Source organism: Pyxidicoccus xibeiensis (assembly GCF_024198175.1).
In the GTDB taxonomy this organism is placed as follows: Bacteria; Myxococcota; Myxococcia; order Myxococcales; family Myxococcaceae; genus Myxococcus; species Myxococcus xibeiensis.
Genome location: NZ_JAJVKV010000009.1, coordinates 416493 through 428376 on the forward strand (window position 1 = coordinate 416493; position 11884 = coordinate 428376).

Sequence of the window (11884 nt, forward strand, 5' to 3'; positions counted from 1 at the left end):
TTGCAGGGTTCAGTCGCGTCGGGCGCGCTGGCGGAGCAGCACCAGCAGCGCCAGCAGACCGGATATCACGGGTGCGGCCCCGGCTGCCGAGGCGGCGCATCCGTGAGGGTCCTTCTCCTCGTCCTCGTCGATGCAGTCCCGGGCGGGAGCCCCCGGCGGGTAGATGTCGCACATGGCCTGCCGCGAGTCGGCATCGATGGCCCGCGTCGCGGACGGCCCCGCCGACGAGGTGGCGTACATCGTCGAGGCCGGGTCGGACGAGTGGTCCAGGCCGAGCGCGTGTCCCAGCTCGTGCGTCATCGTCCCCTGGAGGTCCTGGGTGGGGGTCGACGAGAAGTACACCGCGTTGAGCTCGATGTCCGCGTCCAGCAGCCGTCCCGTGCGCTGCTCGTAGGTCACCGTCGTCAGCGCCACCGTGGAGGGCGCGTGCGCCCAGCAGTCGGTCTGCGCCGGCTGGGTGCAGGCCCCGTCCCGCAGGAGGACGACGTTCTCGTTGGGCCCGTTGCGCGAGTAGCCCACCTCGCGAGACGCCGTGGCGGGGCCGTCGGTGACACGGAGGCTGCCGCAGGACACCAGGACGTCATCCCAGCTCTTCAGCGCGAGGCCCACCGCGGCCTGCCGCGCCGCGCAGTCCGGCTCGGTGGCCAGGCACTGCTGCTGATGGAAGGTGAGCGTGCTGTTCTCCGTCCACCACAGGCAGTGGCCCTCGCTGGCCCCATCGACGGGCGGCGCGCGGGTCCGGTGGTAGGCCGGCGGCGTCACGGGCTCGGGCTGCTCCTGCGTCCGCGCGGGACGGACCTGGGAAGGCGCCCCGCCCGCCGCGCGCACCTGCTCCCGGAGCGTCTGGAGGTCCAGCGTCCTGGGCGTCCCGGAGACCGGCTGGAGCGACAGCGGATCCAGCAGCGTCAGGCCTTCGGGCAACACCGAGGTGCCGAGCCTCACCTCCCCGTCCGCCGCGGGGACCACGCGAAAGCGCCCCTGGGACAGCCCCACCACGTGGAGCCCGTCGAGGCCGCGCGCCAGGAAGAGGACCACCTCCTCACCGGGCCAGAGGTCCGCGGAGCCGCTGACCTGCTGGTGGATGCCGTCCACGGTGCCTCCGGGCTGGACGAGCGTCAGCGAGTCGTGCGCCACCGCGCCCATCAATGCCTCGTCCACCGCGAGCCGCACGTCCGTGACGATGCGCCCCGTGCCCGGAAGCCAGCGACTGGTGGTGCCCATCACCTTCCCCCGGACCACCAGGTCCGAGCCGCGCGTCAGCGAGGGCACGTCCAGGGCCATCAGCGTCGAGGCATGGACGGTGGGGGTGAGGAAGAAGAGGGCCAGCAGAGAGGACAGGGACAGCGTTCGCGCGCGCGTGCGGGCACGGCGGCTCCGGGTGGGGCTCATCGGGTCGCTCCTGGGAAAATGCGTCACATCGCTCCCAGGACCGGGGCAGCGGCAGAAACTGGCACCCCCTATTTTTGACCGAGCGACCTGTTGCTCCGCAGGCCACGTGGACCGCGGGGTTGTTGTCCCCGAAGCCACGCTCCGGCGCGGCGCTCGGGCGGAGCAGCCGAGGCACGACGCTTGCGTTGGGGCCCGGCATGCACAAATCCCCTCCACGCCCCCTCTCCGCCGTCCTTCTCTCATGCCTCGCCTGGCTTTCCTGTGGCGAGGCCCCCGCCAGCGCCAGCCCCCAGGAAGCGCCCGCGGGCTTCCGCCATCGAATCACCCGGAAGTCCCAGTCCCCGCTTCCGGCCACGCCCGGGAGGGCCGTGGCGGAGGCACGGAGCGCCCGCGGACTCAACCACCGCTATGTGGCCAACGAGGTCCTCATCGCCACGGATGACCCCGCGGAGCTCCAGGCCTTCCTGAAGCGCGTCGGAGGCACCGTGGTGGGCGACGACTCGGTTCCCCCGCCGCCGCCCGGCTCGGGCATCAAGCCGCGCGACGTCGACACCGCGCCGCACCAGTACACCGTCCGCGTGGACACGTCCGGCGTCAGCCTGGCGGACCTGGACACCCACGCCGCCCGGGCGGGGCTCTCGGGAGAGGTGACGTTCTCCGACGACGGGGCCGCGCGACTGCTGGCCCTGGTGGCGCGCGAGAAGGCGAACGGCCTGCGCGTCTCGCCCAACTTCCTCTTCGAGTCGAGCCTCATCACCTCCTCGCAGGAGCACCCCGCCGGAGCGGGCTTCGCCAACCCCTTCACCGAGGTCCCGTTCGCCACCACCGGGAGCCGGAGCAACATGGTGCTCCTGTGGCAGTTCGTGGCGGCCCAGCCTCCGCCGCGCCGCAGCAGCGTCGCCATCATCGATGGTGGCTTCTGGCTGGATGCGACGGGCCGGCCCTTCACCAGCCGCACGGATGGAACCTGGGCCTCCGACTTCCCGGAGGCGCCGGTGCAGTACGACTTCGTGGCGGATGACTACCTCGCGGACGGCCCCAATCTGGACGCCTGCACCGGCGGCAGTCCCTGCCCGTGGCACGGCAACGGCGCGGCGGGTGTCGCGGTGGGCCGCTTCGACAACCAGTACGGCGGCGCGGGCACCGGTGGCCAGGTGGCGGACCCCATGCTGTTCAAGACGGACAGTGACTGGGGGAAGACGGCCCGCTCCATCCGCACGGCCGTGTCCTGGGGCGCGGACGTCATCTCCATGAGCTTTGGCGCCAACTGCGACAACGTCTTCTGTGACGCCTTCTTCGAGACGAACCTCTACCCCGCGCTCCGCAACGCCCGCGACAACGGGGTGGTGATGGTCGCCGCGGCGGGCAACGAGGCCGAGTCGGCCAACGGCAAGGTGCCGTGCAAGGCCGCCGAGGACGTCATCTGCGTGGGCGCCCTGGAGAACGGCACCCTCCTGGCCAAGGGCTACTCCAACTCGGGCACCAGCGTGGACCTCTGGGCGCCTACGGACGTCCTCACGCTCCCGGACGGAGACACCACGCCCAACCGCACGTCCTTCGGAGGGACGAGCGCCTCCGCGCCCTTCGTCGCCGGTGTCGCGGCGGTGATGCGCGCGTATGACTCCACCCTCACCTCCGCCGAGGTGACGAACATCCTGCGCGCCACGGCGTGGACGGACTCCACGGACCCCAAGGTGACGCATGCCCTCAACGCGTACCGTGCGCTGCGCGAGGTGACTCCCGGCCTCAACGCGCCCCCGCACGTGACGGTGGTGCGCCAGGGCAGCACCAGCCTCGTCGTGGACCTCAACCGGGGGTTCAACGTGAGGGCGCAGGCGAGGGACTTGGAGGACGGCGACCCGTGCTGCACGGTGACGTGGAGCCCGGCACCGACCGCCACCAGCGACAGCGGCCGCAATGCCGTCTTCACGCTGACCACGGTGGGCTCGCGCACCCTGACCGCCACCGTCACCGACCGCGGGGGCGCCACGTCCACGGCGTCGCTCACGGTGACGGTGCGCAACTCCAGCCCCGTGGCCACCATCCAGCAGCCCCTTCCCGGAGCGTCGATTCCCGCGGGGGCCCCGCGGCAGCTGCTCGGCTCCGCCACGGACTTCAATGAGCCCGGCGAGGTGCTCGCCTGCAGCCGCCTGCGCTGGACGAGCAGCAACGCCGCGGACGCCTCCTTCCCCGTGACGGGCTGCGACGTGCGCGTCACCTTCGCCACCACCGGCGCCCGGACGCTCACCCTCACGGCGACGGACCCTCAGGGCTTCACGGGACGCGCCACGGTGAGCGTCAACGTGACACCCGCGCCCATCAACTACGGGCCGACCATCTCCTTCGGCGCGCTGCCGGCGAAGACGTACGAGGATGGCTACTCCTCGTCCGTCAACTTCAACCTCAGCGCCAGCGCCACCGACCCCGAGGGCAACACGCCCATCACCTACCGGTGGAAGGCGACGTCGTACCGGCCCAACACCACCACCCGGTACGCGGGGCCCGTCTACATCACCTCGGCCACCACGGCATCCGCCAACCTGAGCTGGAAGCCGGACAACACGCCGTCTCTGTTCGGCGGTTTCTCCGTCTTCGGCAACGCCTGCTACAACGGCCAGAACGTGCTGCTGGAGCTGGAGGCCACCGACAGCCTGGGCAACAAGAGCATCCGGGCGCAGACCGTGAAGGTCTACCTCTGCCAGCTGTTCTAGCCAGACGCCGAGGCCGGGAGCGGCAGGTCTCCGCTCCCGGCCCGGCTCAGCCCGGGCGCACGGCCAGGCTCAGCACTCGTGGCCGTGGTCCTGCTCGAACACCAGGACGCGGCGCGACTGCGGGAAGTAGATGACGTACATCTCCCAGACCATGCACGCGTCCGGCCACATCTCGCGGCGGTAGGTCCAGCCCGTCACCTGGACGCTCTCCGTGCCGTTGCTGTACTCGTTGAGCAGGTCCGGGTTCAGCGACGAGAAGCGCGAGATGAGCCGGCTCTGGACGAACTGCGCGTAGCTCATGTTCGACAGGCGGATGCCGTCCATCGCGTAGCTGCGCTCCACCTGCATCACCGCGTCGGCGACGGCGTTCAGGCTCGCCGGCGTCGTCTGGCTCCAGGAGAAGGAGTAGCCGCGCAGCTCGCCGTAGCAGTCGTACTCGCTGCCACACGCCGCGTTGGCCGCCGCCAGCTCTGCCTGGAGGCTGCTGCTCACCGGGTACTCGTTGAGCGTCAGCGAGGTGAGGTTGGAGCCGATCGGGTGCGCCCCCTGCGTGTCGGTTCCGGTGGGCGCATCACCTGAGGGAGCGTCGGTGGGACCACAGGCGCCCAGCAGCAACGCAGGCACCAGCCAGAGGGACTTGAAGGAACGGAGCATGGAGACGACCTCGTTGAATGGGGGGAATGGCACACCCCTGTTCGCCACCGACACCCTGCCCACCCGGGTGAGCCACGCGCAGCATAGGCGCGGGGGCCGACGTCCCCCAGGACTTGATGCATCTCAGTTGCGTGACTTCAGCGCGTACCAGCGCGCCTTGTCGTGGAAGCCCACCCAGAAGCCTTTTCCGTCCGAGGTCGCAATGACCGTGTTGAGCGAATCATCCAGCTCCCACGTTTCCAGCAGCGTGCCATCGAAGCGGTAGTGGCGGACGCGCCCGACGTCCGGCCCCCGTCCCTCCGGCGTCACGCGCTCCCCCAGCAGGAAGCCCTGGCCATCGGCGGTGGGCTCCACGATGGCGGCGCGCACCCAGTCCAGGTTGGTGAAGAAGACGGCGGGCTCGCCGGTGGCCACGTCGCGGATGTCCAGCAGGTCATCCGGCCTTCCGTCCTTCGACTCCACGACGATGGTGACCAGGTGCCGTCCATCCGGAAGGAAGGACACCCTGTCGAGCCTCCGCCCTGGGGCGACAGTCATCGTGGTGCGGGTGCGCTCCTCCGGAGGCCACGTCTCCAGGCCGTACCGGGCGAGCACCACCTCTCCCAGGTACGCGTTGCCAGGGGCGTGGATGCAGGCGATGAGCAGCTCCGTGCGCGTCTCCACGACGTCACAGTTCTCGTCTTCCAGAGGCAGGGGCATCCGCAGCTGACGGCCCGACGCGAGGTCGATGAGCTCCAGCGGCTCCCTCACCGGCATCGCCTCCCACACGTAGATCCTCCCGGTGGAGGCGCCCACGCGGACGCGCAGGTCGCCGCGCCGGGCGCTCAGCAGATAGCTCTTCTCCTCGAGCCGTCCCTTCAGCGGAGTGCCCTCCTGCCGCTCCAGGTCGATGATGCACGACGCGCTGACGCTCCGGCCCCGGTGGCCGAACAGGTCGCCTCCACCGCCCCGGCTCAGCTTCGAGAACACGAGCGCCCGCTTGCCGCCGGGGAAGAGCTCGAAGATCTGCGAGTCGGAGAGCGACCCCTCCGGGATGCAGCCGAAGCGGGCCAGCGGGATGCGCTGCTCCACCTCGCCCTGCCTGCGCACCAGGTCGTTGTCGCGCAGGTAGATGAGGAAGGTCCGCTCAGGGTCCGCCTTCAGGAGCCCGCTCGACAGCTTGAGCCGTGGCGCGCAGCCCGCCAGGGCCAGCAGCAGCAGGGACACCAGTCCCTCGAGGGCCATGGCGCGCGCGCGCCGCCGGAGCAGGAAGGGACGAGGTGCGAGAGTGGAGCCCATGCACTCAGCCTGGAACGGCGGCGCGGCCCGGGGCAAGGCCCCGCCCGTCCGGGAAGAATCGAAGGTCCGGCCGTTCCCCGCAGGCGGATGGCAGAAGCCATCGGCACAACGGAAGAGAGCGCGTCATGACTGTCGAAACTCCCGTATTCCAGCGGCGGCAACCTCGCCGGTGGTTGTCATTCCTGCCCGTGGTGGGAGGCCTGCTGCTGAGTGCGTGCGGCGTGTCTCCAGAAGAGGGTGAAGCAGGCCTGGCCTCACACCCCCTGCCCCTCCTCGCAACGAACCCGGACCGGTTCCGCCTGGCGGCGGGCCATCACCATTCCCTGCTGTTGAACGCGAGCGGCGGCGTGCGGACCTGGGGTGCCAACGACAGGGCCCAGCTCGGCGACGGCACCACCGTGGGCCGGAAGCTGCCCGTCAGCCCCCTGGGCCTGCCCGCGGCGAGGGCCATCGCGTGTGACGCCAGCCATGGCGTGGCACTGCTCGCCGACGGCACGGTGCGCACCTGGGGATACAACGACAACGGCCAGCTCGGCGATGGCACCACCACGACCCGCCTCGCGCCCGTGCCCGTCCCGGGCCTGTCGGCCGTGGTGGCCGTGGCGTCTGGAGGCTTCCACTCGCTCGCGCTCCTCGCTGACGGCACCGTGCGGGCCTGGGGTGACAACGCCAGCGGCCAGCTCGGAGACGGGAGCACCACCGACCGCCACGTGCCTGTGGCCGTCGCGGGGCTGACGAACGTGGTGGCCATCGCGGCGGGGGCGCAGCACTCGCTGGCGCTGCTGTCCAACGGCACCGTGCGCGCCTGGGGCCACAACACCGCCGGCCAGCTGGGCGACGGCACGAAGCAGGGCCGGCCGATACCCGGGGCCGTCACCGGTCTGACGAACGTGGTGTCCATCGCGGGTGGCAACTTCTACTCCCTGGCGGTGCGCTCGGATGGGACGGTGTTCGCCTGGGGGTCCAATGCGTATGGAGAGTTGGGAGACGGCACGATGACCACCTTCCGTCCCTTCCCCGCGTCGGTGCCAGGGATTGCGGGCGCGGTGGCCGTCTCCGCGGGCTTCACCCACTCGCTGGCCCTGCTGTCCAACGGCACCGTGCGCGCCTGGGGTGAGAACTTCGCGGGCCAGGTGGGCAATGGCACGCATGGCAGTCGCTCGATGGCGGTGCCTGTCACCGGCCTGTCCGGCGTGGTGGCCGTCGCGGCCGGTGGCACTCACTCGCTGGCCCTGCTGTCGGACGGCACCGCGCGATCCTGGGGCTCCAACGCCTCGGGCGAGCTCGGTGACGGCAGCACCACCCCGCGCAACGTCCCGGGGCCGGTCACCGGACTGTAGGCCTCGGATGCCAGGGCGCCGTCCCTGGCGCCATGTCGGCGTGACGGGGCTGATGCCACGACATGGTGGGACCGGGCAATGGCGTTGCATGAAGCAGATGTGACTGGAAATGGCGGCGGGTTCGATTCCCGCCGCCTTGGCGCGAATGCGCCGCCATGGCAGGTACGAGCCCAGCCGCGTCCATTCCGCATGGCTATCGACCAGGTCTCCCTCGCCCTGCTAGAATGTCCTATGTGCCGAGGCGCTTCGCGATCCTCTTGCTGGTGACACTCGCGATGCCGGGGTGTGCAGTCAACTCAGGCGGACGCAGAGGGGAACTTTACCAGGCTGCCCCGGTCTCTGGCCCTGATCTGCCACCCCCAACCGAGGGGCATGTGGCGTCGTTCTGCGAGCTGAACCCGGAAGCCTGTTTGGAGCCGCTGCCTGCCCCAGCGCCTGGGGAGGCCGAGACCACAGCGGACCCATGGAAGTCTTTCGCATGCATCCAGGCATGCCAGGCAGGCAGTCATGCGATGGAGAAGTTCTGCGAGAACCTTCCAGGAAGGACGAAGCGACAGCAGAAGCTCAAGGCCATTTGCTTTGGCTCGTGCTACGCGGGCAAAGCCGCATGCCTCGTATTCTGCCGGGCCTACTTTGGTCCTCCCAGGGAACCATGAGGTCACGATCCATGCCTGAGAAGGATGAGAACTGGCGTCCGAAATTGAGGCGGATTGAGGACCCAATTGCTGAGGATTTCTGGGAGTACACTACCCCCTCAGGCAAGCAGCGTATCTCGAGGCTCACGGTGGGCCGCCCGGTGCACTACCCCGAGCGGCGGCTCTGGTATTGCCCGGTACTGATCGAGGGCTACACCAAACCTCGGTTCAGACCGATCTTTGGCATGGGGCCTGTGGACTCGCTGATGAACGCGATGACCTTCGTCCGAAGGTTCTTCGAGGAGAATTTCGAGGTGCTGCCCGGAGCAATGCCAGCAAGCGCCCAGCGGACCCGCCCGCCTGGTGTTGCCAAACGGTCCGCGCCGCAAAGGACGCCCCAGAAGAAACACCCGAGGAAGGCTCGAACCCGTCGGGCGAAATGAAGATGCCGTTCTCCGGCGCTCCATCGAGATCAGTCCCGTCAGCGACATGGCGTCACTTGCCCTGCAGCGGTCAGCGCCTACCCAGACTCCCCGCTGAGCAGGGAGTGTGGCTGCTTGCTTGGGATGGCGCTCTAACGCCACCCCTGGGGCTGATAGCCCCAGACCTTCAATCTTCTACCAGTGTCTGGATTGCACGTCGAAGGCCCTTTTCCTATCGCCTTGTCTGCGGCTTCGACTCCCGCCGTCTCCACAGTCACGACCTGGCGCTCCATTTCTCGACCATCAGATCGATGAAGCGCCGCACCTTCGCTGGCAGGTGCCGCTTGCTCGGGTAGATAGCCATGATCGGAACGGTCTCCTGTTCGCAAGACGGCAGCAGCGCCTCGAGCCGTCCGCTCGCCAGGTCTTCGTCGACCAGGAAGCCGGGAAGATAGGCGATGCCCAGTCCCGCGACGGCCGCGTCCCGGATCGCCTCTCCACTGTCGAGTCGCAGGCGGCTTCGCCCCTCCACCTTCACCCAGGAGCCGCCCTTCTGACGCAGCTGCCAGGACTGTCGTCGCGTCCGGCTGCTGAACAACAGACAGTCATGCTTCGCGAGCTCCTCCAGCGTCTCGGGTTTGCCGCGCGCCTCGAGGTAGGAGGGCGCGGCGCAGATGACCACGCGGTGTTGCGCCACCACCCGGGACACCAGGCGCGTATCGGTGCTGGACGCATTGATGCGCACCGCCAGGTCGTAACCCTCCTCGATGATGTCCGCGACGCGGTCGGTGAAGCTCACCTCCGCCTGCAGCTCGGGCCAGGTCCGCAGATAGTCCCGCAGCAAGGGAAGGACGTGCAGTCTGCCGAATGCGCCTGGCAGGGTGAGCCGCAAGACGCCTCGTGGGGTGCCCGTGCGCTGCCCGACGCTCGCTTCCGCTTCGTCCAGGGCCGCCAGGACCTGCAGGCAGTGCTCATGGAAGACACGGCCCTCGTCGGTGAGGCTCATGTGGCGCGTCGTGCGATTGAGCAGGCGCACCCCGAGGCGGGATTCCAGCCGGGCCAGGGCCTTGCCAGCCGCCGAGCGCGTCAGGCCGATGGCCCGGCCGCCGCCCACGAAGCTGCCCGCGTCCACGACGGACATGAAGGCGAAGATCTCATCCAGCTGGGCGCGTTTCATGGAAGGCGCTCCAGTGTAGCGCCCGCTTCGCCGCAGAGGGGAACGCCGTTCGTCAATGGGCTCGGTATACGAGCCCGGCAATCACCCCTTCACCCTGGGGCGGCGACGTCCTCGGACTTCGTCACCCGACACGGCCCACTGGAGCGCACCCATGCCCGTAACTCTCATCAACCCCGATGGAATCATGAAGACCGACGCGTACCGACAGGTGGCGATTGCCACCGGCACCCGGCAGGTGCACATCGCCGGGCAGGTTGCGTATGACGCGAATGGACAGCTCGTCGCACGAGGTGACCTGGCTGGACAGGTGGCACAGGCCTACCGCAACGTCGGCATCGCCCTCGCGGCTGCCGGGGCAACGTTCAGCGACGTCGTCCGACTGACGTTCTATGTGGTCGACTGGAAGCGCGAGATGTTCTCCGACTTCCTCGCCGGCGTCGAACAGGTCGCCAAGGAGCTGCGGATCACTCCGGCGCCGGCATCCCTGATCGGGGTCTCCGTGCTCTTCGAGCCGGGCGTCCTCGTCGAGATTGAAGCCACCGCCGTGGTGGACTGACCCTGCAAGGCGTCAGTCCGTCGGCTGCCTTCCCACCGCACTGCGTGTCCCCTCACTGGCGGGGACACGACGGCTGAGCCAGGGCGCCGCCCGCGGGAATGCGGCTTGACAACAAGTCAACATTAACCGTAAGTGATCAGTTTTTCACCCTGAGTGGCTACAGGGGAAGAAGCACCTTGCTTGTTCATTTCCAACGCGAACCAGGAGGGAATGTGACGCAGACACCCAGGAAGCGACTCACGAGCGCCATGAGGATTGCGTGCCTGTTGGTCATGGCCTCTTGCAGCCAGGTGGACCTCGAGCCCGAAGCAGCCAGTGACGTTCCCATGGTGCGCGTGGATGACGCGGGCGCCCTCCACTTCCAGTCGGCCCAGGCGTTCTTCGCTGCCATGGAAGCAATCTCGCGGATGTCACCGGAAGAGCAGGTGTCTTGGGAGGAGCGCATCGGGTTCACCTCCCTGAGGCGCACGTTGACACTGGCGGAACGGCAGCTCGAGTCCGCCCAGACGCCCGTGGAGCAGGAGCGCCTCCTCGAAGCATACGCCGATGTCATTGATGCCTCCGAGGGTACCCTCCGCCCGCGGCTCTCCTCCCCTGGTTATGCCGGACTGGTCAACCGCGCGGGTGTCTTCTACGTCAATGGGGTCATTCACAAGGTCACCCCCGACATGCTGATCATCTCGCGGGATGGGCGCCCGGAGACCGTCGAGAAGTACGTCGCGTCGCCACGGATTCGCGAGCAACTGGAGGCGGAGCCGGAGCTGGTGCCCGAGGAGGGAGTCCGGGTCGCGCGGTATGCTGGCGAGCACGGTGTCACGGCCCAGCACCACTGTGGCTACGAGCGCAGCGGGCGCTACCAGAGCAGCGACCGGCGTCTGGATATGTACCTGCGCTCGCTCGTCTACGTCAGCTCCGATGGCATCAATACCTACCGGAGGGCGGGCGTCGAACTGCAGATGTCCGGAGAGAAGAAGCTCCTGGGAAGCTGGAGGAGCTACAACACCACCTATTCCTATCGGAACGTGAGCTTCCAGGTGGATGTCCCCATCGTGACGGGCTCGAGTGGTGGCTCCTCCCTGTACTACCTCGAAACCCAGCTGCTCGGGTTTGCCGATGGGGGCTCTGGTGGAGAGTCTCCCTCCCACAGCATCTACTCGATCCTGGGCCACATCATCCAGAACAACGCGCTGCCCGCCTCTGGCTTCCACAAGGTCTATGGGCAGGGCTCGAGCCGGGGCACCGGTGGGAGCTGGGTGACCATCAACTGTGGCTTCTGCAGCGATGGCACGTGTAACTCGTTCGAGACCGCCGGGTCGTGCGTCAGTGATTGTGGCTACTGCGGTGACGGCATGTGCTATGGCAGCGAGACCCTCTCCTCGTGTCCGGGTGACTGTAGCTACTGCGGGGATGGCCTCTGCACCGAGGGGGTCACTGCGTGCGCCAGCGACTGTGGCGGCTACTGCGGGGATGGCCTCTGTTCCAACGACGAGAGCACGAGCTGTTCGGACTGCTGCCCCTGGGGGCAGATCTGCCCCGAGGACTGAGGGCGTGAGAAAAAATTAACGATACTGATGCGTCCGATGGATGCATAAGCGCCGCAGTGCGAGCATGACTCGCCATGGCGGGGAGCAGACGGCCGCGAGTGCGTGTGCTCCGGCCGAAACGGACTCAGGTGCTCGCGGCTCGGACGTACGAGCAGTTGGTTGACCGCGGTCATCCGGT

9 protein-coding genes are annotated in these 11884 nt (G+C 68.5%); 5 read left to right on the top strand and 4 right to left on the bottom strand.

Annotated elements, in window-relative coordinates; translation table 11 throughout:
- Positions 1–9: 9 nt before the first annotated feature.
- Positions 10–1389, bottom strand: a complete 1380-nt coding sequence (locus LXT23_RS34335) for a matrixin family metalloprotease (RefSeq protein ID WP_253984616.1) — start codon at positions 1387–1389, stop codon at positions 10–12.
- Positions 1390–1757: 368 nt separating this feature from the next.
- Here LXT23_RS34335 and LXT23_RS34340 point away from each other — a divergent pair, with 368 nt between their 5' ends.
- Entirely contained in the window at positions 1758–4100 is a 2343-nt protein-coding gene (locus LXT23_RS34340; RefSeq protein WP_253984617.1) for a S8 family peptidase, read from the top strand.
- Between the two features lie 69 nt (positions 4101–4169).
- Here LXT23_RS34340 and LXT23_RS34345 read toward each other — a convergent pair whose 3' ends face one another.
- Both LXT23_RS34345 and LXT23_RS34350 read right to left on the bottom strand, forming a co-directional pair.
- Positions 4170–4754, bottom strand: a complete 585-nt coding sequence (locus LXT23_RS34345) for a hypothetical protein (RefSeq protein WP_253984618.1) — start codon at positions 4752–4754, stop codon at positions 4170–4172.
- Positions 4755–4877: 123 nt separating this feature from the next.
- The gene (locus tag LXT23_RS34350; RefSeq protein ID WP_253984619.1) at positions 4878–6032 is read right to left on the bottom strand and encodes a hypothetical protein; all 1155 of its coding nucleotides are present in this window, start codon (positions 6030–6032) and stop codon (positions 4878–4880) included.
- Between the two features lie 125 nt (positions 6033–6157).
- On the opposite strand from LXT23_RS34350, the gene LXT23_RS34355 reads away from it, so the two are divergent.
- Entirely contained in the window at positions 6158–7372 is a 1215-nt protein-coding gene (locus tag LXT23_RS34355) for an RCC1 domain-containing protein (protein WP_253984620.1), read from the top strand.
- A 667-nt stretch (positions 7373–8039) separates the two neighbouring features.
- The gene (locus LXT23_RS34360; protein WP_253984621.1) at positions 8040–8450 is read left to right on the top strand and encodes a hypothetical protein; all 411 of its coding nucleotides are present in this window, start codon (positions 8040–8042) and stop codon (positions 8448–8450) included.
- Positions 8451–8703: 253 nt separating this feature from the next.
- Here the strand turns inward: LXT23_RS34360 and LXT23_RS34365 are convergent, their stop codons facing one another.
- Entirely contained in the window at positions 8704–9606 is a 903-nt protein-coding gene (locus tag LXT23_RS34365; RefSeq protein WP_253984622.1) for a LysR family transcriptional regulator, read from the bottom strand.
- A gap of 184 nt (positions 9607–9790) precedes the next feature.
- Between LXT23_RS34365 and LXT23_RS34370 the strand changes: the two genes are divergently transcribed.
- Together LXT23_RS34370 and LXT23_RS34375 are read left to right on the top strand one after the other, a co-directional pair.
- Entirely contained in the window at positions 9791–10162 is a 372-nt protein-coding gene (locus LXT23_RS34370; protein WP_323379115.1) for a RidA family protein, read from the top strand.
- 266 nt (positions 10163–10428) lie between these two features.
- Positions 10429–11706: a hypothetical protein gene (locus LXT23_RS34375; protein ID WP_253984624.1), complete on the top strand. Its 1278-nt coding sequence runs from the start codon at positions 10429–10431 to the stop codon at positions 11704–11706.
- The last annotated feature ends 178 nt before the right edge of the window (positions 11707–11884 follow it).

Excerpts from the sequence above, each read along its gene's own strand:
- LXT23_RS34365 (WP_253984622.1), bottom strand. The coding sequence starts at position 9,606 with ATGAAACGCGCCCAGCTGGATGAGATCTTCGCCTTCATGTCCGTCGTG.
- LXT23_RS34350 (WP_253984619.1), bottom strand. The coding sequence starts at position 6,032 with ATGGGCTCCACTCTCGCACCTCGTCCCTTCCTGCTCCGGCGGCGCGCG.
- LXT23_RS34355 (WP_253984620.1), top strand. The coding sequence starts at position 6,158 with ATGACTGTCGAAACTCCCGTATTCCAGCGGCGGCAACCTCGCCGGTGG.
- LXT23_RS34370 (WP_323379115.1), top strand. The coding sequence starts at position 9,791 with ATGAAGACCGACGCGTACCGACAGGTGGCGATTGCCACCGGCACCCGG.
- LXT23_RS34360 (WP_253984621.1), top strand. The coding sequence starts at position 8,040 with ATGCCTGAGAAGGATGAGAACTGGCGTCCGAAATTGAGGCGGATTGAG.
- LXT23_RS34335 (WP_253984616.1), bottom strand. The coding sequence starts at position 1,389 with ATGAGCCCCACCCGGAGCCGCCGTGCCCGCACGCGCGCGCGAACGCTG.
- LXT23_RS34345 (WP_253984618.1), bottom strand. The coding sequence starts at position 4,754 with ATGCTCCGTTCCTTCAAGTCCCTCTGGCTGGTGCCTGCGTTGCTGCTG.